The organism is Brevibacillus sp. HB1.1, assembly GCF_013332445.1.
In the GTDB taxonomy this organism is placed as follows: domain Bacteria; phylum Bacillota; class Bacilli; order Brevibacillales; family Brevibacillaceae; genus Brevibacillus; species Brevibacillus porteri.
In genome coordinates this window covers 827,265-845,894 of sequence record NZ_JABMIV010000001.1, presented here as the reverse complement: position 1 = coordinate 845,894, position 18,630 = coordinate 827,265, and the positions used below count along the sequence as shown (strand labels likewise).

18 protein-coding genes, 5 tRNA genes and 1 riboswitch are annotated in these 18,630 nt (G+C 47.5%); of the genes, 16 read left to right on the top strand and 7 right to left on the bottom strand.

Going from position 1 to position 18,630, the window contains the following annotated elements:
- Positions 1–110 precede the first annotated feature (110 nt).
- The 7 genes from HPY27_RS04175 to HPY27_RS04145 all read left to right on the top strand — a co-directional run bounded on the left by HPY27_RS04175 (position 111) and on the right by HPY27_RS04145 (position 6,493).
- The gene (locus HPY27_RS04175; RefSeq protein ID WP_017250238.1) at positions 111–1,058 is read left to right on the top strand and encodes an MBL fold metallo-hydrolase; all 948 of its coding nucleotides are present in this window, start codon (positions 111–113) and stop codon (positions 1,056–1,058) included.
- Positions 1,059–1,206: 148 nt separating this feature from the next.
- A riboswitch (cobalamin riboswitch) is annotated at positions 1,207–1,356 on the top strand.
- A 156-nt stretch (positions 1,357–1,512) separates the two neighbouring features.
- Positions 1,513–2,496, top strand: coding sequence for an ABC transporter substrate-binding protein (locus HPY27_RS04170; protein ID WP_174224397.1), 984 nt, complete (start codon positions 1,513–1,515; stop codon positions 2,494–2,496).
- Between the two features lies 1 nt (position 2,497).
- Complete coding sequence (locus HPY27_RS04165; protein ID WP_106836560.1) at positions 2,498–3,535, top strand: FecCD family ABC transporter permease; 1,038 nt, start codon at positions 2,498–2,500, stop codon at positions 3,533–3,535.
- An 8-nt stretch (positions 3,536–3,543) separates the two neighbouring features.
- The gene (locus tag HPY27_RS04160; protein ID WP_017250235.1) at positions 3,544–4,320 is read left to right on the top strand and encodes an ABC transporter ATP-binding protein; all 777 of its coding nucleotides are present in this window, start codon (positions 3,544–3,546) and stop codon (positions 4,318–4,320) included.
- Between the two features lie 24 nt (positions 4,321–4,344).
- On the top strand, positions 4,345–4,911 hold the full coding sequence (gene cobU, locus HPY27_RS04155; protein ID WP_174224396.1) for a bifunctional adenosylcobinamide kinase/adenosylcobinamide-phosphate guanylyltransferase: 567 nt from the start codon (positions 4,345–4,347) through the stop codon (positions 4,909–4,911).
- A 278-nt stretch (positions 4,912–5,189) separates the two neighbouring features.
- Complete coding sequence (locus HPY27_RS04150) at positions 5,190–5,846, top strand: YitT family protein (protein WP_017250233.1); 657 nt, start codon at positions 5,190–5,192, stop codon at positions 5,844–5,846.
- A 170-nt stretch (positions 5,847–6,016) separates the two neighbouring features.
- Positions 6,017–6,493 carry a hypothetical protein gene (locus tag HPY27_RS04145; protein ID WP_017252019.1) on the top strand — a complete coding sequence of 159 codons (477 nt, stop codon included), beginning with the start codon at positions 6,017–6,019 and terminating at the stop codon, positions 6,491–6,493.
- Here HPY27_RS04145 and HPY27_RS04140 read toward each other — a convergent pair.
- From HPY27_RS04140 to HPY27_RS04130, 3 genes are all read right to left on the bottom strand, one after another.
- Complete coding sequence (locus tag HPY27_RS04140) at positions 6,478–7,584, bottom strand: N-acetylmuramoyl-L-alanine amidase family protein (RefSeq protein ID WP_017252018.1); 1,107 nt, start codon at positions 7,582–7,584, stop codon at positions 6,478–6,480. The genes HPY27_RS04145 and HPY27_RS04140 overlap by 16 nt on opposite strands.
- 102 nt (positions 7,585–7,686) lie before the next feature.
- Positions 7,687–8,496, bottom strand: a complete 810-nt coding sequence (locus HPY27_RS04135; protein ID WP_017252017.1) for a WYL domain-containing protein — start codon at positions 8,494–8,496, stop codon at positions 7,687–7,689.
- Entirely contained in the window at positions 8,483–9,778 is a 1,296-nt protein-coding gene (locus HPY27_RS04130; RefSeq protein WP_174224395.1) for a helix-turn-helix transcriptional regulator, read from the bottom strand. The genes HPY27_RS04135 and HPY27_RS04130 overlap by 14 nt, the downstream gene beginning before the upstream one ends.
- 183 nt (positions 9,779–9,961) lie before the next feature.
- Here HPY27_RS04130 and HPY27_RS04125 point away from each other — a divergent pair, with 183 nt between their 5' ends.
- The 8 genes from HPY27_RS04125 (at position 9,962) to HPY27_RS04085 (ending at position 14,412) form a co-directional block, all read left to right on the top strand.
- Positions 9,962–11,398: an RtcB family protein gene (locus HPY27_RS04125; protein ID WP_173622233.1), complete on the top strand. Its 1,437-nt coding sequence runs from the start codon at positions 9,962–9,964 to the stop codon at positions 11,396–11,398.
- A 283-nt stretch (positions 11,399–11,681) separates the two neighbouring features.
- On the top strand, positions 11,682–12,224 hold the full coding sequence (locus HPY27_RS04120; RefSeq protein WP_244521818.1) for a hypothetical protein: 543 nt from the start codon (positions 11,682–11,684) through the stop codon (positions 12,222–12,224).
- Entirely contained in the window at positions 12,190–12,999 is an 810-nt protein-coding gene (gene thiM, locus HPY27_RS04115; protein WP_174224394.1) for a hydroxyethylthiazole kinase, read from the top strand. The genes HPY27_RS04120 and thiM overlap by 35 nt, the downstream gene beginning before the upstream one ends.
- Before the next feature lie 886 nt (positions 13,000–13,885).
- Positions 13,886–13,978, top strand: a tRNA-Ser gene (locus tag HPY27_RS04105).
- Between the two features lie 8 nt (positions 13,979–13,986).
- Positions 13,987–14,060, top strand: a tRNA-Glu gene (locus HPY27_RS04100).
- Positions 14,061–14,147: 87 nt separating this feature from the next.
- Positions 14,148–14,223: transfer RNA gene (locus HPY27_RS04095), tRNA-Val, on the top strand.
- A 9-nt stretch (positions 14,224–14,232) separates the two neighbouring features.
- Positions 14,233–14,319 (top strand) — tRNA-Leu (locus tag HPY27_RS04090).
- Between the two features lie 17 nt (positions 14,320–14,336).
- Positions 14,337–14,412, top strand: a tRNA-His gene (locus HPY27_RS04085).
- Between the two features lie 80 nt (positions 14,413–14,492).
- On the opposite strand, the gene HPY27_RS04080 is transcribed toward HPY27_RS04085, so the two are convergent.
- From HPY27_RS04080 to HPY27_RS04070, 3 genes are all read right to left on the bottom strand, one after another.
- The gene (locus tag HPY27_RS04080; protein ID WP_017249634.1) at positions 14,493–14,861 is read right to left on the bottom strand and encodes a glyoxalase superfamily protein; all 369 of its coding nucleotides are present in this window, start codon (positions 14,859–14,861) and stop codon (positions 14,493–14,495) included.
- Positions 14,858–15,322 (bottom strand): DinB family protein, encoded by a 465-nt coding sequence (locus tag HPY27_RS04075; RefSeq protein WP_174224393.1) that lies wholly within the window; start codon positions 15,320–15,322, stop codon positions 14,858–14,860. Before HPY27_RS04075 ends, HPY27_RS04080 begins: the two co-directional genes overlap by 4 nt.
- A 147-nt stretch (positions 15,323–15,469) precedes the next feature.
- The gene (locus tag HPY27_RS04070; protein ID WP_174224392.1) at positions 15,470–16,378 is read right to left on the bottom strand and encodes an EamA family transporter; all 909 of its coding nucleotides are present in this window, start codon (positions 16,376–16,378) and stop codon (positions 15,470–15,472) included.
- A 289-nt stretch (positions 16,379–16,667) separates the two neighbouring features.
- Here HPY27_RS04070 and rarD point away from each other — a divergent pair, with 289 nt between their 5' ends.
- Positions 16,668–17,576: an EamA family transporter RarD gene (gene rarD, locus HPY27_RS04065; RefSeq protein ID WP_173622229.1), complete on the top strand. Its 909-nt coding sequence runs from the start codon at positions 16,668–16,670 to the stop codon at positions 17,574–17,576.
- 70 nt (positions 17,577–17,646) lie between these two features.
- Here the strand turns inward: rarD and pdxK are convergent, their stop codons facing one another.
- The gene (gene pdxK, locus HPY27_RS04060; RefSeq protein WP_017249630.1) at positions 17,647–18,474 is read right to left on the bottom strand and encodes a pyridoxine/pyridoxal/pyridoxamine kinase; all 828 of its coding nucleotides are present in this window, start codon (positions 18,472–18,474) and stop codon (positions 17,647–17,649) included.
- Positions 18,475–18,630 lie beyond the last annotated feature (156 nt).

Here is an 18,630-nt window from a genome sequence, read left to right as displayed (position 1 = left end):
AATATGAAGAATTTGTGTGATTCATCCCCAATCCCTACAAAATAGATGGTAAAGTGTAAATATTCCAACACAATGGCAACGCGAGACTTTTGACAAGGAGGAGTATTTACATGCAAGCAACAGAGCCAATTTACTTAGGGGAACGCATCCATTTAATAGACGGTTTCGATATGGGCTGGGCGGAACGCACGGGGACGTATGTAATCGCGGAAGAGGAGCTCACATTGGTAGAAACAGGACCAAGCCCCTCCGTCCCATACATCAAGGCCGGTCTCGCCAAGCTCGGTTATAAGCCGGAACAAGTCAAATACATCATCGTGACGCACATTCACTTGGATCATGCAGGAGGAGTAGGACTGTTTCTGAAGGATTGTCCGAACGCAAAGGTCGTTGTCCACCCGAAAGGTGCACGTCATCTCATAGATCCGAGCCGACTGATCGCAGGCGCGAGAGCGGTGTATCATGATGATTTTGATCGATTGTTTGATCCGATTGAGGCTGTTCTCGAGGAACGGATTTTGATTCGTGGGGACGGAGATACACTAAAGATCGGAGAGAATTGCGTATTGGAGTTTCTGGATTCGCCAGGGCATGCCAATCATCACTTCAGCATCTACGATCCAGTAAGCCGCGGCATGTTCACAGGTGATACGGCAGGTGTACTCTATCCACAGCTTAAAAAGGATGGCATACACCTCGTGCTGCCATCTACTTCGCCGAATCAGTTTGACCCGGATGCCATGTTAGCGTCTCTAAGCCGTTTTGAAGCGCACAAGCTGAGTCGCATTTACTTTGGTCATTTTGGGATGTCAGAGCAGGTAGATGACGTGTACCGCCAAATACGCGAGTGGCTCCCCGTGTTTGTGGCGGAAGGAAAGACAGCGCTTGTTGCTGGACAATCATACGATGAGCTGTCTCTTACGTTATTTGAACGAGTTTCGGATCATCTACAGTCACAAGGAATCAGCAGTGACCACGAAGTATTCGAAGTACTCAAGCTCGATTTACAAGTATGCTCCATGGGCATTCTCGATTATTTGGACAAACGAGGGAAATAGCCTGCCAAAAGCTTTACATTTGCCTGAACCTTTTGTTCAGGCGTTTTTCATTTTTAGCAGGCAAGAAAGTATTGGCTTATGTGTTTGTCATTCTTTTTTCATCCAAGGAATGCTATGATGTAGGATGAGTCATGGACTGTGACAATTTCAAACGTAACAGCAAATAGGTGCCTCGTCTTTTTAACGAAAAGATCGGGTGAAAAGGGAAGTCGGTGAAAATCCGACGCGGTCCCGCCACTGTAAATCGGCTCGTTCCTCAGCCGTAAGCCAGGAGACCTGCCTGTTTGTTTTAGTGCCTGTTGCCTTCGCGGAAAGGATCGGCCTATTTCAGGAAGCAGACCATCCTGTCTGTTTGCCCTGAGGTGCCGACCCTTTGATTTCCGAATGGAAGCAAGGGTCGATTTTTTTATTGGAAGGAACAGTCAATCAGACATGCAGAAAGGAAGTTCTACATATGAAACGTTCATTGCGATTCATGATCCCACTACTAGTTGCGGCTAGCCTCGCAGGTTGTGCGGGTAACGATAACAGCCAGCCAGCACCAGGGGGACAAACAAGCGCACCGCAAGAGAATACGGCCGAGCAACCTGCAAAACAAACAACGTATCCATTGACCGTTAAGGATGCAACAGGAAAAGAAGTAACCTTTGCAAAAGCTCCTGAGCGAATCGTCTCTACATCACCTGCCGAGACAGAGATTTTGTTCGCATTAGGCTTGGAAGATCGGATCGTAGCTGTCTCAGACTATGATGATTATCCAGATGCGGCGAAGGCAAAACCGAAAATTGGCGGAGTCGTCAAACCAAATGAAGAAGCCATTCTCGCTCAAACGCCGGATATGGTCGTCGGTGGGATTTCGATGGAAAAGCCAGTGGCTGACAAGCTCAAATCTCTCGGAATGCCAGTCTATATTACCCATCCGACAAAGATGGATGACATCCTAAACAATGTTTTGGCGATGGGAGTTATCACGAACACACAGGAACAAGCCGAAAAAGTCGTCGCGCAAATGAAGAAAGACATCGCGTACGTTCAAGAAGCAGTGAAAAATGTAAAACCGGAAGAGAAGAAAAAGGTATACCTGGAATTTTCCCCAGGCTGGACAGTCGGAAAAGGCGAATTCATGGATGAACTCATCACCCTGGCTGGAGCAACAAACATTGCTTCCGACACCGAAGGGTGGAATCCGATCAGTGAAGAAAAGATTTTGCAAAACGATCCAGACGTCATTTTGTATGCGAGCGGAATTACCGATGAAAAGACTGGCATCAAGCTAGAGGATATGATCGCGAAGCGCAATGGCTGGGATAAAATGAAGGCGATTCGTGAAAAACAAATCTTTGGCATGGACCAAAATATTTTGTCTCGCCCTGGTCCGCGTATTACACAAGGCTTAATCGAAGTAGCCAAGGCGATTTACCCTGACTTGGTGAAATAAAATGAAGAAACGATTGTTCATATGGGGAGGAGTTAGTTGTCTCGTCCTTCTGGCATCAATAGTTATCAGCATCTCGATGGGGGCGGCACAACTCCCCATTTCGCAAGTATGGCTCATCCTGCTCCATCAAATCCCTGGCTTGTCTGAGTGGATCACCGTAACGTGGCCGGAGTCATCTGAGCAAATTGTCATGAAGGTTCGTTTTCCACGCGTTGTATTGGCTGTCTTGATTGGCGCCTGCTTGTCACTTGCGGGAGCGGGCTTTCAGGGCGTTTTGCGCAATCCGCTTGCAGATCCGTTTACGATGGGCGTGGCATCGGGTTCTGCTGTCGGAGCAGCCTTCTTGATCCTTTTTGGCTTGCAAATCACCTTTTTGGGTGCATGGAGCACGCCTGTCGTCGCTTTTCTTACAGGATTGCTCAGTTTATGGATCGTACTCGGACTCGCGAATACGCAAGGAAAGCTGCAAACGGAGACCCTGATTTTGTCTGGTGTCGTGGTGCAGGCTTTTCTCGGCTCGCTCGTTTCGTTTATGGTGTCGTTATCCGACCAGACGGTAAATGAGATCGTGTTCTGGCTTATGGGCAGCCTGTCATTTCGAGGGTGGGCCTTTACGTACGTCTTGATTCCGTACTTGGTCATAGGTGGAATGGTGCTTGTGAGCTATGCGCGTTCCTTAAACCTATTTGCGTTGGGGGAGCGGCAGGCTGCGCATCTCGGCGTCCATGTGGATCGAACGAAGTTAGTGGTTCTGGTCGTTTCGACCCTCCTGACTGCAGCGGCGGTTTCTATCGCGGGAATTATTGGGTTCGTTGGCCTGGTGGTACCGCATCTCGTTCGATTGCTGGTTGGTCCTGACCATCGTATTTTACTGCCGATGTCTGCGATCTGCGGTGGTATTTACGTGCTGTGGGCCGACACTCTTGCCAGAATGTTGCTGAGTCCAACAGAAATCCCGCTCGGTGTCGTGACAGCATTTCTGGGAGCACCGTTTTTCGCCTATTTATTGAAGCAAAATAAACGCTTTAGGAAGAGGTAACGTTTGCAATGATCAATGTGCGCAACTTGCAAAAATCGTATCAGGATACGCCTGTTTTGCACGGCATCGATTTTTGCGTGGACAAGGGAGAATTTTTTGGCATCATTGGACCAAATGGAAGCGGAAAATCTACCTTGCTAAAAATAATTTCAGGTGTCATTAAGGCAGATGCAGGAGACATTTTGCTTCAAGAGAAAAAGCTTCATTCCTATCCACGCAAAGAGCTTGCTAAAATACTGGCTGTTCTGGAGCAAGAGGGTCTGCCGCCAGTCGGCTTTCGTGTCCGAGAGGTGTTGGAAATGGGGCGCTTTCCTTACCAAAATTGGCTAGGGGAAGAGAAGCAGGATGTCGCATCGCTCATTGATGAAATCGTACAGATGCTCGGTCTTGAGCATTTGGAAGAGCGCACACTGGATCAGTTGAGTGGTGGGGAAAAGCAGCGCGTAGCTTTGGGGAAGGCATTGATCCAAAGACCTCAGGTGCTGTTGCTCGATGAACCCACGACCTACCTTGATATCGGGTACCAGATTCAACTCATGGACATCGTGCGAAAATGGCAAAAGACGACGCAGGTGACGGTCATCGCTGTGCTGCACGATCTGAATCTAGCCTCCCTATACTGCGATCGTATTTTGATGCTGCACAGAGGAAAGCAGATAAGCGTTGGCGCACCAAAAGACATCTTGCAAAGTGACAGAATAGAGGCTGTATACGGAACCAGACCGATTGTCATGGAGCATCCTGTTCATCATTTGCCGCAAATTATTTTGCAATCGCAAGTATAAGAGGTTGTTTAAGGAGAAAGAAGCATGATCGTACTGATTACAGGCGGAGCACGCAGCGGAAAAAGCACGTTTGCCGAAAAATACGCGGCTCATTTGGGCTCCTCGGGTGTTTACATCGCGACCGCACAAATCACGGATGAGGAAATGGAAGAGCGGATCTTGCACCATCGAGACCGCCGCTTGCAGTCTGGCTTCCCTTGGCAAACGATCGAGGAGCCGAAAGCATTGACAGAGTGGCTCGCGAAGCTCGGGGCACAAAAAAACATACAAGAACAGCAGACAGTGATTTTGGTTGATTGCTTGATCCTTTGGCTGTCCAATTGGCTGCTGCATGATGGAGTGGAGAAGACGTTTGAGCAAGTGCTCCAGCAGGTGGATAGGCTGGTCAAAAAGCTAAAAGACTACCCAGGGACAGTTTTACTGGTGACAAACGAAGTAGGCGACGGACTCGTCCCGCAAAAACCGTTAGGCCGTAAGTTCCGTGACTTGGCGGGCTTGATGAATCAGCGCGTTGCAGCCGTTGCCGATCAAGTTTTTCTTGTCACAGCAGGGATTCCAGTTGAGCTAAAAGGACAAGCTTTCCGATTTTAACTCGGTGAAAAGACGGTTTCGAATCGTCTTTTCACCTTTTTTGTGATATAATACAAGAAAAGCCATGGAAGGGATCAGGATACCATGCGTCCCCATAGGACGATCTGGAAACGTTTTGACCTCTCCTACATCTAGCTTCGTAGTAGTCGATCGTCACTGAAGGCGACTAACCTACTACGAAAGCGAGGCCCTTTGTATGAGTAGCGACTTATACTTTCGATGTTCCTCGGTAGTCGGTTGGTCGTCTGTGCCTAAACCGACAAAAATGCGAGGAAACCGTGATGAGGAGAGCGCTGCAGTTATCTAAGCGTTACAGTATGATTTTGTTTGGAGCTTGTTTACTTGCTTTTGCGTATTATCACATTAACTTTCAGAACCATTTGTCTGAAGGTGGGTTTGTTGGCTTGGGGTTATTGGCGAAATACGCCTTTGACTTGTCGCCAGCGATGGTGATGCTTTTGCTGGATATCCCACTGTTTTTGGTTGCCTGGTTAGTAAGAGGCCGCCAGTTCATTTGGGACACGATTTTTGCATCACTTGCTTTTACCGTATTTTACGATTTGTTTGAACGATTTTCACCGATTGTCATGGATATGAGCAGAATGATGCCGCTGGCGTCTGTCTTGGCCGGTGTACTGACCGGACTGGGTACCGGATTGGTTCTGCGCTATGGAGCTGCGACAGGTGGAGACGATATTTTCTCCCTGTTGATCAGTAAGTACACGGGATTGTCCATTGGTACGGTCTTTCTTTTACTGGACGTCATTGTGCTTTGCATGTCGTTCTGGTTCGTACCAATGAAAGAGATGATGTATACCATTTTGGCCGTTGTCATTTCCAGCCAAGTCATCACCTGGACCGTCAATCATGGTGCAGGAATGGAGGTCATGGAAGAGGAGCACGGGCATGGAAGTGTCTCGATGACCCACCGGTAATGAGTAGATATTCAGTTGAAAAACATGCCTATACAAAAGCAAGCAAAAGGCCAAGTCGGTTTTCATGTCGACTTGGCCTTTTGAACGTTTATGACCGTTTTTGTACATAATATCCTGCTTTCCTAGTGGATACTAACCAACACAGATACTATCGATGGAAAGGACCTGCCATGAGCGATCCGTTTTTTAGCAACTACAAAGCATTCGTTGTCATACCAGCGGATGAGAAGCAGATGGGACCGGAGCCTTTTGACCCGAAGGATTACGCCAGCCATTTCATCCTGACGTTTTCGTTGTACGATGCGGTTATTTCCTCCTGGAGGGAAGCGACAAAGTATAAAGTGCAGGCAAAAAAGGGCCTGTCAAATGTGATCGATGGTTTCAACGCCAAACGCCGTGGTACAGCCCGTCTGCATTTGTTGGAAATGGAAGAAGACCAGGCGTATTTCGTCCTGGCCTTGTCGTTGAAAATCCAAAAAGACAATGAGAAAGCGGTCATGGAGATGATCACCAATCTGCTGGAGAAAGATTTCGCAACCGACCTTTTGATCGGAGAGACCTGGTATCAGATCATTGGTGCCAAAGGAAAATTCGAGCGGAGGCTGTTCTTCTACAGTGTCCAGCCGTACGATTATCGACCGAAGTAATCAGCTAGTGCTTCCGTAATCGCCTGCGCAGCTTTGTCCTGATAGGACGATGTACGAACAATGCCTTCATCCTTTGGATTCGATAGGAAGCCAAGCTCAATTAAGACGGATGGATCACTATTTTCGCGCAGGACGTGATAATTGCCGAATGAAATGCCGTTGCTTCTTAAGCCGATGCCACCACCCAAGCGAGTCTCAATCGCTCGAGCTAACGGCTCATCTTTGTCTTGCGAATAATAAAACGTAAGTGTCCCGCTATTTGGCTTCGGAGAAGAATTGTAATGGATGCTGATGAAGGCATCTGCCGCCTTGGATTCGCTAAAAGCAACACGCTGCGATAGCGAAGGCTTTTCTGTGTCACTGGTCCTCGTCATGAAGACTTGCGCACCGCGTTGTCGCAGTTTGCTGGCGAGCAGCATGGACGTTTTGTAATTCAACGTTTTTTCCATACTATTCCACTTCGTTCCCTGTGTCCCGATATCAGAACCACCATGTCCCGGGTCGATGACGATGACTTTCCCTTTTAAGCCTGGCGTTTTGGAGCTTTTGGACACCGGAGCGCTGGACTTGGCATCGCCAATATACGTCGCAGACACCCAGCCTGTTTGTCCGTTGGAAGTTCTCGCTTGGATCCAGTCTGCTTGCTTTTGCAAAATGTCTACACGGGTTCCTCTGGGCAGCGAAAGGATAATCTCATGGCTCGTGCTTGGTCCTTTTCGCATTCGAAGCGAATCGGCCAAAACTGTGCCTTGCTTGCTTTTGACAGTGGTTGTATTGGCTGGGGAAGAAGCTGAACCCGCACTCGTTACCGCACCTTTTTGCAAGTAATATCCCGCGACCCAGCCTACCTTTTGATTGTATCTAATTTTTGCCCAACCGTATGCTTCATCGGTAATCGTCACGACCGCTCCATATGGCACGGTAGCGACAACAGAAGCATTGGGGGCTGGTTCACTGCGAACGTTCAGAGAGGTTGCGATCACTTTTGCCTGGATGACACTTGCTGCTTGCGTCGGCTCCGTAATAAACGGCCATGACAGACTAAGCCATAGCCCACATATGAGAGACGCTTTTTTACATGTTGTTTTCATCATTTCTACCTCTGACTTGGATTAGCTACTATCTCACCTGAACTATAATAAGGGAAATGCAGGAAATCGAATAGGGTATGATTTCCTGATTTTTTGGGACAATCAAAGTGGAGATTCAGTATATCTTGCCAAGGCGTTCATTGCCGACTCTGCCATTCGCTGTTTGAGTTGATCGTTTTCTACTACTTTTACCCGCAGGCCGAGAAAACGAATGCGCGATAAAATAAACTCCTGTTCGTCAGATAGAAAGTGCAGGGTGATCGTATACACCTGCGATTCTGGATCAAAAGCGACCTCTTTGTCAAAGCAGGAAAAGGCGTACAAGATGCGCTGGAGCTCAGCGTTGTAACGACGGATGATCACAATTTTTGCCATCTGCTTGCGCTGTTGGATCTGTTCCGAAATGGTCGGTAAAAAACTGTCATACCATACATCTTCTATGTGAAGCTCATCGACGGAGCGAATGAGATGCAGCGGAGTCGTGATCAGGCGATTGGAAGACATGTTCAGCCAGATCAGGTACCAGGCCTTCTTGGCAAGTGAATATTCCAGCTTGTAGGGAACCCCTCGTTGATTGCGAAAAACCGGGCCTTTGTTCGTGGCTGCGGTTATTTTTATGTGATTCTTGCCAAGTATGATTCGTCGCAGGGTGCGCACGAGTGGACTCCAGAGTTGTTTGGCCTGTGTTTGCGCTTTTTCCACGAATCGTTCTTGTTCGGTCGATTCACTTTCTGGTATGTGTGTCAAACGGCGAAGCTTATCGAGTGTAGCGGGCTCGAAAATTTCTGCCGCAGACGGATTCGCCAACATCAGGGCGAGCCACGCTTTTTCGTGTGAAGTTACCGGATAAACACCTGCTTCATCCAGCCGCGTCACTAGCTGGTAATTATGTATCTTATCAAACAGATTCATAGTAGGCGAGCAGCTCCTCCCATTCTTTTTGGAATTGCTTGCGAAGAAACAGCGGTTCAAGTACTTCGACGCTTGAACCGAAGCTGCGAATCCACGGGGTAATTTCCATCGTGCTGTTCACGTTTATCTCGTACACAAAGCTCTCCCGTGATTCTTCTGTCACAATCCCCCATTGTCCTTGTGCCTCTACTCGCTCTTGGATAAAGGAATGAGGCGTGTTGCGAGGCTGAAAAAAGCGAAGGCGTACGGTTACGAGTTTTCCGGTATCAATCAGCCAACTATAGGCAATGCGCTCATCCGCACTTGCTTGTAAGGAAGAGAAGATTTCCGGCGTAACGGAATTGCCTGTTACGAGCTTGGTCATACCTTCCACACGGTATTTGCGCAGCGGACCATTGCCGCACCCTTGTGCCAGCAAGTACCATCTGCCGTATTGATGATCAAAAATAACCCGGAGTGGAATCACCTTTTGATGTCGTCCGGATGAATCCCGTTGGAAGGCCGGATTTGTATTTTGGGAATCGTAAAACTTTCGACGTTTGGGCGTGTAGTAGTGAAATTCAACGATTTTTCGCTGACGAATAGCTTCCGTGAGAAGCAAAGCTTGATATTCATCGAGAATACGTGAGACAAAATGATATTTGTATAAAAACGCAGATGCATCGGTTAGCTTCAAGCGATATTTGAGATAACGCTTCACTTTTTCTTGCAGGAGATAACCAGGGACGGCCGGCAGCTGTGTATTGGCCATGAAGTCGATGAAATCATACAGATCTAATAGCTCGTCGTCCGTCAGCGAGTCTAGTAGCTCACCATCGAATTGATAAACGTACGGTCTGACTTCACTACTATTTTTTATCACGCCAATTTCTTCGAGGTATTTCATGTCTTGGCGAATCGTTTTTTCATCGGGCTCTGTATCCACAAACGTATCCAGCAAGTCTTTAATGGAGAGAGGCTGTTGTCTGAGCTTTTCCAAGATGTGCGACAGTCGCTCTACTTCCGAATCCTTCAATGATTTTGCATGATACAAAAACATCAAGAAATTGTCCGTCACCTCAAAATAGTTGTAACGAAGCTGCGCGTAATACTCTTTTTTCTCCTCATCGCCGACATGCTGATAAAAGGTCGATTGGATGTCCTTCAGCTTTTTTATCGTTTTATCAAGCGTATGAACGGAGATCCCGAGCCGCTCGGCTAACTGCTGCCGATTGTAGGCACCAGCGGTCAAAAACAGGAGACGGAGCAATTGCAGCTCTTTGTCAAAGCTTTCGCGTGCCATTACATTCATCCTTATTCATTCGTCATTTATTTCCAAATTAGTCCTCATATTACGAAGAGGCTGAAGAGAAGTCAATGATAAAAAGAGGTTCGTAATACTTTTACCATGTTCAAACCACATGCACGGATGGAAAATAAGGGTATGAAAAACAGCGCAGGCTGTGAGAGACAGGAGAAATGGATGATGAAAACAATCTTGCATGGAAACAACCATCGTGAAGTAAAGCTGGAGAATGGAGATGTGCACGTTTTTGCGAATGACGAAGTCTTTGCGAGCTTCGGTGAACGCGTATATCAAATGGCAGACAATAATTTGCGTATTCCGCGAAATGTTTATTTTTCGTATACGCCCGATGCGCATGTGGGCGTTGGGACCTGCATTGGGACGACAGCGGTTTGGAATCTTGCCGATGGATTTGTCTCGCCTTCCATCGTCGGATCAGACATTGGATGCGGAATGCGTGTGCATTTGACTCCGTTGCATCGAGACGACCTCAAAGACAAGAGCCTAAAACGTGCATTGATTGAAGCGATCGAAGCGTACGTCCCGACAAACGAACGGGGAAATACGCATTTTACAGATATTCGCTTGGAGGAAGTAGTGAAGCATGGCTTAAAAGGACTCCCTAGCAACTACATTCCGGATACAGAAGAAGCGCCCGACATGCTAAGCCGTTCTTTCTCGCATGTGGAAAAGTACACATTTGAATTCGACCATTCCTTCCTGGAGCAAATACCGCAAAAATCTTGGAGTCGTGGGTGGGGCCAGTTGGGAACATTGGGGGGCGGTAACCACTTTATTGAAATCCAGCATATCGAGATCGCGGAGGAGAACAGGGAGATTGCGAAAGCGTGGGGACTGTTCGATGGTCAGGTCGTCATCATGATTCATTCCGGTTCGCGGGCGTGGGGGGCAATGCTAGGGCGTGATTACACCAAAAGCTTCAAGGAAGCCATGTACAAATGGGGGATTCATAATCCCGAGCCGAGCCTGGTATATGCTCCGATTCAAAGCGAGGAAGGGCAACAGTATTTGAATTTGATGTACTCCGCGCTGAACTTTGCGGTAACGAATCGGCATATGATCGGATTTTCTGTTGAGCAGGCGTTTCGCGATGTTTTCGGTAGCGAGATGCGTACACCAGTCCTGTATGATTTGATGCATAATTACGCCTTGAAAGAATTCCATCGTAACACACCGATGCTCGTCCACCGCAAAGGAGCGACGAAGGCGTTGCCAGCAGGCCATTTCCAAAATCCGAAGGCTTATCGTGAAACAGGACATCCAGCTTTGATCCCAGGTTCTATGGGAACATCGTCCTATATCATGGTCGGATCGGACGCCGGAGCCAAAAACTTTTATTCGATCTGTCATGGTGCAGGGCGTGTTCGTTCCCGCAAAGCAACGAAGGAGCTTGTGACCATCGATCAATTCGAGCAGGCAATGCGCGTAGGACAGGAAGACGAGATCATGGTGAATCACCGTTCGCTCGCTTCCATCCTAGATGAATGCCCGCAAGCCTATAAAGATGTAGATCAAATCATCGATTCGGTTGTGGGAGCAAATCTTGCATCTGTCGTCGCAAAATGTAACCCTCTTATTGCCATAAAAGGAGTATAATGAAGAGTGGCTTCCTGAAAAATTTTAGGGGGAGCCACCTTTTGTGATTTAACTTACACTAAATAATAGAAATTAAATTGTGAACAAATTGCGTGAGAAGTTTCAAAAAATAGGTTCGAATGTAACATAAATTGCTTCGCTTCCTCAACCGATACCAAAAGAGAGACAAAATAGGGGAGATAGGGGAACAGATATGCCTACATACTATTACTTCACCTGCCTAAAATGCCGAACCCGGGGGGGAGTTTTCGGCGAACAGGCCTGGGGCTGGGGGAACTTTGACATGATCGAGTCCTTCAAATACCTGGCTCACCACATCCGTACATGCGGAGAAGATTCGATTCGCGTGATTTCTGAGGATGTAGATGATTATGTAGATCAGCTGCACGGAGAGTACAACACCTTCCTTGAGCAAACGAAGCATATATTTCCGCATTCCAAAGATTGGGAGTTCCTTGATCGATGGAAAACATTAAAAGTAGAAGAAATGAAGCTAAAATGGGTCGAGGAAAACCGGATTATGCATCCAGATGATCGGATGAAAATATGCGGAGTTCTTGATGCAGTGGACATCTTGAAAGAAGGGGCGGGTAGAGTCTCCTTCAGTGCGAGCGTGACGGATGAGGATGGGAAGGTGTGGAAAATCGTTGCTGACATGCGCGAATTACCCATTTTAAAACATTCGTATATCATCATTGGCGTCATGCAAGAGCATTCTATATTAGGGGAAGTCATTGAGGTGTACAAGATGATTCCACGAGTCGCTGTTCAAGACGAAAGGGGTAACGATCATGATTCTGGAGACAATCGGGCAATTACTAATTAAAGTGCGCGAGGAAAATCCACTTGTACATAACATGACGAACGTAGTTGTCACGAACTTTACAGCGAACGGCTTGTTAGCCCTTGGTGCATCACCTGTCATGGCGTACGCCAAGCAAGAGGTGGCAGACATGGCAAAAATCGCAGGAGCCCTTGTATTAAATATAGGGACATTGAATGAGCATGAGATCGAAGCGATGCTGATCGCAGGAAAATCGGCGAATCAGCATGGCGTGCCTGTTTTGTTAGATCCAGTGGGAGTGGGAGCAACATCGTACCGAACCGAGACAAGTCAACATCTTGCGCAGGAACTCGACCTTACCCTCATAAGAGGAAATGCTGCCGAGATTGCCAATGTCATCGGGGAGCGCTGGGATATTAAAGGTGTAGATGCGAAGGAAGCGGGCGGAGATGTCGAGGACCTAGCGAGAGCAGCAGCGAAAAAGCTCAAGACAATCGTTGCGATTACAGGCAAGGTCGATGTGATTTCGGATGGAGAAACGACTTACTCGATCCGGAATGGTCATCCCATCTTAACGAAGGTGACTGGAACTGGCTGTTTGTTAACGTCTGTTATGGGAGCGTTTGCAGCCATTGCAAATGACAAGCTGATCGCAGGAGCTGCCGCATTGGTATGCTATGGTGTTGCTGCGCAGCTGGCAGCAGAGAAAGCAGCGGGAGTAGGTCCAGGCAGTTTCCAAGTCGAATTTTTGAATGCCTTGCATAACGTGACGGCAGACGATGTTCGCCGTTTTGGGTATATCGAAAAAAGAGAATAAAAACTCCCCTTTTAAAAGGGGAGAAAAATGGCCGTAGAACGATTAAGCTAGATATGTTAGACAGTAGCTGTAATTTCGTAGTGAATAAGACAGCAGCTTCTTCTGGTGCTCGGATAGTGCTAGGAATATAAATTCTACTTGATCATCATCGTATGGACGGACATAAAAACGGGAAATACCATGACAAATAATTTCTCTCTTTAACGTCAGCGCCACACTGGCGTCTGTTCGTATGTGCAATTCCACGCTGCGTACCCTCCTTGGACATTCAATAGAGTACCAAAAAAATACAAGGAAAAACAAGGGAATTATGTCTGATTCATGTCCAAGTTGTTACCAAATTTCGTATGAAAACTGACAAGAAGAATGATTCAGAAAAAACTAGCGGGGATTGCTGGGGAAGCAACCTGTTCGAGAGAAAAAATTCGAGATGAGTCCGGCCATTCTCCCTTTTTCCGTTGAGTTATTTACTTTATTTCGAAGGCAACGTACGAGCTCCTGATCGCAATGACAAGAAAAATAGCCGTGCTTTCGATAGCAATCATCATGCCGCTTGCAGCATCTGTCGACGTCATCAATCGGAGCATCCGGTCCGGAGCATCCAGGCCCACACCAGTTTCCGTACAAACAGGGGAAGCCTACTGATCGGCGTTTTCTTTTTGACAACTGGCATCACTCCGTCTTGTAAAGGGATACTACTTGCATCATATTGAACAGAAAGTGAACTTGCTTTAGGCAATCTCCCTTTTTTCGTTTCGATAGATATTCGCCTGAGTATGAATTACACGGAGGTCGACCAAGGGATAAACTTTCAAAATATCACTTGAAATCATATTGGGAATATGATAGATTAATTCTTGCCGAAGCGAACGCTTGCAGGCTCGATGGATGGATGTCCGAGCGGCCGAAGGAGCACGATTGGAAATCGTGTAGGCGGTGTCGAACCGTCTCGTGGGTTCAAATCCCACTCCATCCGCCATCATACATGGCCCGTTGGTGAAGCGGTTTAACACAGCAGCCTTTCACGCTGTCATACAGGGGTTCGAATCCCCTACGGGTCACTTAAACATCCCGTATAGTAATCCGGGGCCCCCGCAAAGTACTCGGAATATGCATCATTGTATTGGCGTCACTTTGTGGGGTTATCTGGAGGCTTAGCTCAGCTGGGAGAGCATCTGCCTTACAAGCAGAGGGTCGGCGGTTCGATCCCGTCAGCCTCCACCATTTTTATATGCGGTCGTGGCGGAATTGGCAGACGCGCTAGATTCAGGTTCTAGTGGTGGCAACACCGTGGAGGTTCAAGTCCTCTCGACCGCACCAAGCAAACCCAATACATGGCGGTCGTGGCGAAGGGGTTAACGCACCGGATTGTGGCTCCGGCACTCGTGGGTTCAAGTCCCATCGATCGCCCCATATATGTTCAAAATGTAAAATGAAACAGCCCAGCGGTGGTTCCTGTAGAGGAACTCCGGCTGGGCTTTCTTTGTATCTGTCTACGAATGAGCTACTGGCTGATAAAAGTGAAGGCGATTGCCAAAAGGATCGGTCACGCTCACTTCGCGTGTTCCCCACGGCGTCTCCTCTAAACCGGGACAAGCGTACTTGTATCCTTGACGCAACAGTGACTGATGAAAAAGCTCAATGTCCTCTACCTGTATGCGAATCGCTGAGCCAGGACAAGCATCCCCGTGATGCTCAGATAGATGAATCGTGCACGATGGAGAGGAAATTTGCATGTACAAAGGAAAATGCTCCTCGTAACGATGCTCCCAATCAATCTGAAACCCTAGAAACTCTACATAAAATTCTCTTGCCTTCTCAACGTCAAACATGCGAAAAATAGGCGTTATGATCGGATTCATTTGCCCAGAAACCTCCGGATTGTATTGAGGGAGGCGAGGTGCACCCCTTCGTGAAAAATCGTTCGGACAAGCACTTGTGCAATCGTATGCATGCCGGATTCAGTTGCGGGAAACTCTTCTTCTAATCGATCCTTGTAAGTAGCTTGTATCGTCTGAGGTTGTTCTTTTAATAAGGAGACGAGTACTTCGAGTTTCGGTGGTGGTGTATCCCAGTCAGCAGGTTTTGTACCGAAGTTAAACCATTCGTTGAAGCCAGGGGGGATTGGGATCGTTTCTTTTGTAAGGTGAGCGATCCATAAATACTGATCGAGATAGATGTGCCCCAGATTCCACAAGATATTGTTGGAGAAACCATCGGGAATGATGTTCACATCTTCATCCGTCAAACCATCGATAGCTTTTAACGTCTCCTGTCGATAATCCTCTAGCTGCTGGAATAGCACCCTGTGCCGCTTTTCCATACTTTTTCCCCCTTGAGTGGCAGTCTTCGCAAATAAATTCGAGTCAGAGAATCTACTTCCTTCTATAAGAAGGGGAAGTACTAACAAAAAAGCGTGCAGAACAACTCGTCTGCACGCTTTTTTGTATGTTGTGTATAGGAAACTGCGCTACATTCTTTCCTGCTCGAGGGCATGAGAAGGGGAGAAGAGTTTCCGCCATTTTACTTGCGGTACGCAAATGGCAGCGAGGATCATAAATACGCCACCCCATTGAGGGAGAGAGACAGTCTCTTGAAGCACGAAACTCGACAAGAGTACGACTGTGGGCAGCTCCACTGCACTTAAAATGGTAGCCAGTCCATTACCGATCCGTGGCACACCGACAGCCAAACAGAAGATCGGGATGACCGAACCGAAGATCGCAACCAAAAGACCGAGCGGCAGCAAACCTTGCAGAAGCTGACCATTTATCAGGAAAGTCGGTGGATAAATGATCGAGAGCATCAGGGCAGCCATACCAATCGAAATCGCGCTTCGCAAGTATGGATCCATTCCAGGGAGAATTCGCCCGCTGAAGAAAATAACCAGGGCAAAGGTCGCGCCAGACATCAGACCGAAGATCAGTCCGACCATGTCTACACTCTGAATGCCGCTTTCGCCAAGTCCGCTTGCAAGAACCGTCCCTGCTCCAAGCATAACCAGAGACACCCATTTTTCAGCCGTCGGCCATTTGCGATCCACAACCGCCTCCAGCAAGACACCGATCCAGGTAAACTGAAAGAGAAGAACGATTGCGAGCGAAGCAGAGACCCGGCTAACAGCCTGATGGTAAAAAAGACTGGTTGAGGCCATCATGAGGCTGGCTGGTGCCAAAAGCAACATATACTTGAACGAAAACCGTTGCTTGGAGAAAAAGAGGGCCATGAGCGTCATAATCAGGCCGCCAAAAATCAATTGGCTTCCGCTCATTTCAAATGGCGTAAAGCCGAGTTGAAAAGCATGCTTCATGAAGATCGAGAGGACACCGTAGCTGCACGCGCCGAGTAAAACTAAAAAGATAGATCGCCAGTATGTCATAAGTAAAAGTTCCTTTCGTATGACTAAACTCGGAAGAATAATGACTATTGTACTACAGGTATAAAAGTGGTACAATAAAATTTTTGTCCACCCTTCACTGTGCTACTAAGGTAATTAGCTAGCTGCATGCATTGGTAATATGGTAACGAATGAAAGTGTAGGGGACTCCTTATTCTTCGTGAGAATACATAGCTGTTTTTTCATATTTCCGTTACACTACTCCATAGAGAAGAAGTTCAAAAAGTCGTCTATAGACAAAGAGAAGGCGAAACAACATGGAGGAGCAAGGATGAGACAGGGGATTATTTACGCAGTTATGGCGTATTTGGCTTGGGGGTTACTCCCGCTCTATTGGAAGCTGTTTCAGGCAATGGGGGCATGGGAGATACTCGCTCATCGAATCGTCTGGTCGGTTATTTTTGTCGCAATCATTATTCAGGTAACGAAACGCTGGCGCAGTATGTGGGGAGCGGTTACTGGTTTTAAAATGTTCGGAGCATTAGCGATATGTTCACTGCTAATCAGCGCAAACTGGCTCATTTTTATCTGGGCAGTGAATAACGATCAAGTCATGCAAACGAGTCTTGGCTATTACATGAATCCTCTCATAACCGTACTGCTGGGAGTCATTTTCTTAAAAGAAAAAATGCATACTGGGCAATGGCTCGCGCTTATACTCGCGGCTTTCGGAGTCATGTTCATCACCTTCCAGTACGGTGAGATTCCATGGGTCTCTCTATCACTTGCCCTGACCTTTGCTTTTTACAGCTTGGCGAAAAAGCTCGTCCGAATGGAGGCGATGATCGGACTGGCGTGGGAGACGTTATTTGTGGCCCCTATTGCTTTCGGTTATCTGTTGATGCTACAGGTCAATGGGACGGAGACGATGACATCCCTAGCGTGGTGGCAACTAGTATTGCTGACGCTGGCGGGGGTAGCTACTGCCATGCCGCTCTACTGGTTCGCCCAAGCAACGACTAGACTCCCACTTTCCGTTGTGGGCTTCATTCAATACGTGGCGCCTACGATATCGCTCCTATCAGCTGTTTTCTTGTTTGGAGAGCCTTTCACCCAAACACATCTCATCAGCTTTGGATTCATCTGGTCTGCGCTCATCGTATTTACGGTGTCCTCCGTACGCATGAAACGAAAAGCTACCCGAATCAATCCCGAGATCGCTATCAAAAAACAAGCGTAAACATAAGAAAACTCCTGCCCACCGAGGAAGACTCGGATATGGTCAGGAGTTTTTATTTACAAGGACGTAATTAGCAAATCGCTTCGCCGTGCTTTTTCATGCGGTACGCACCGTGATTAGTAGGTCCCACATATTTATTGAGTGCAAACGAGTGGCGAATCGCTTCGGTAATAAATTCTTTGGCAACAGCTACTGCGTTGTGTACAGAGCTTCCTTTTGCCAATTCAGCACAGATTGCAGCTGAAAACGTGCAGCCGGCACCATGAGTAAAGCTCGTTTCAAAGCGTTCTGATTCCAATACCTCGAGTGTTTTCCCGTCATAGAAAACATCTACGGCATTGCCGCTTTGAAGCTTGCTGCCGCCTTTAACAACGACATAAGAGGTGCCGAAGTCGTGGATACGTTTTGCCGCTTCCTTCATGTCATCGACACTTTTCAGCGCGCCCATTTGGCTGAGAATACCAGCTTCGAACAGGTTAGGAGTCGCAACTGTTGCGTGCGGGAGCAAAACTTCACGCAGGCTAACGGCAATTTCTGGATGAAGTGCTTCATCTGCACCTTTACAGATCATCACAGGGTCAACAACAACATTTTTCAAATCGTATTGTTTTATTTTACGGGTAGCGAGGTCAACCAATTCAGTGGTTCCGAGCATCCCTGTTTTTACAGCATCTACGCCAATTCCAGCGAGTACGGTTTCGATTTGTTTTTCCAGGATCGCGACATCGATCGGAAACACTTCGTGAAACCATTCGTTATGTGGATCTTGGGCTACGATAACGGTGAGGGCGGTCATCCCGAAAACACCAAGCTCCTGAAACGTTTTGAGGTCTGCTTGCTGACCAGCTCCGCCGCTGGTGTCGGAACCTGCAATGGTGAGTGCTTTCTTCATGGTCATTGTGATTATCTCCCTTTGTATACCGCTGCACAATCGAAGCGGATCTATACTGTCATGCGCTGTAATGCCTCTCTCTATATTAAAGAGGAAGAAATCGGTGCTGTCAATAATATCCCCAAAATATAAAAACCGCCTCCCTTAGCGGGCAAGCGGTTT

Bases quoted from the DNA above. Each gene is read 5' to 3' on its own strand.
- HPY27_RS04070 (WP_174224392.1), bottom strand. From the start codon at position 16,378: ATGACATACTGGCGATCTATCTTTTTAGTTTTACTCGGCGCGTGCAGC.
- cobU (WP_174224396.1), top strand. From the start codon at position 4,345: ATGATCGTACTGATTACAGGCGGAGCACGCAGCGGAAAAAGCACGTTT.
- HPY27_RS04165 (WP_106836560.1), top strand. From the start codon at position 2,498: ATGAAGAAACGATTGTTCATATGGGGAGGAGTTAGTTGTCTCGTCCTT.
- HPY27_RS04135 (WP_017252017.1), bottom strand. From the start codon at position 8,496: ATGAATCTGTTTGATAAGATACATAATTACCAGCTAGTGACGCGGCTG.
- HPY27_RS04130 (WP_174224395.1), bottom strand. From the start codon at position 9,778: ATGGCACGCGAAAGCTTTGACAAAGAGCTGCAATTGCTCCGTCTCCTG.
- pdxK (WP_017249630.1), bottom strand. From the start codon at position 18,474: ATGACCATGAAGAAAGCACTCACCATTGCAGGTTCCGACACCAGCGGC.
- HPY27_RS04075 (WP_174224393.1), bottom strand. From the start codon at position 15,322: ATGGAAAAGCGGCACAGGGTGCTATTCCAGCAGCTAGAGGATTATCGA.
- HPY27_RS04140 (WP_017252018.1), bottom strand. From the start codon at position 7,584: ATGAAAACAACATGTAAAAAAGCGTCTCTCATATGTGGGCTATGGCTT.
- rarD (WP_173622229.1), top strand. From the start codon at position 16,668: ATGAGACAGGGGATTATTTACGCAGTTATGGCGTATTTGGCTTGGGGG.
- HPY27_RS04160 (WP_017250235.1), top strand. From the start codon at position 3,544: ATGATCAATGTGCGCAACTTGCAAAAATCGTATCAGGATACGCCTGTT.
- HPY27_RS04080 (WP_017249634.1), bottom strand. From the start codon at position 14,861: ATGAATCCGATCATAACGCCTATTTTTCGCATGTTTGACGTTGAGAAG.
- HPY27_RS04125 (WP_173622233.1), top strand. From the start codon at position 9,962: ATGAAAACAATCTTGCATGGAAACAACCATCGTGAAGTAAAGCTGGAG.
- HPY27_RS04120 (WP_244521818.1), top strand. From the start codon at position 11,682: ATGATCGAGTCCTTCAAATACCTGGCTCACCACATCCGTACATGCGGA.
- HPY27_RS04170 (WP_174224397.1), top strand. From the start codon at position 1,513: ATGAAACGTTCATTGCGATTCATGATCCCACTACTAGTTGCGGCTAGC.
- HPY27_RS04175 (WP_017250238.1), top strand. From the start codon at position 111: ATGCAAGCAACAGAGCCAATTTACTTAGGGGAACGCATCCATTTAATA.
- HPY27_RS04145 (WP_017252019.1), top strand. From the start codon at position 6,017: ATGAGCGATCCGTTTTTTAGCAACTACAAAGCATTCGTTGTCATACCA.
- thiM (WP_174224394.1), top strand. From the start codon at position 12,190: ATGATTCTGGAGACAATCGGGCAATTACTAATTAAAGTGCGCGAGGAA.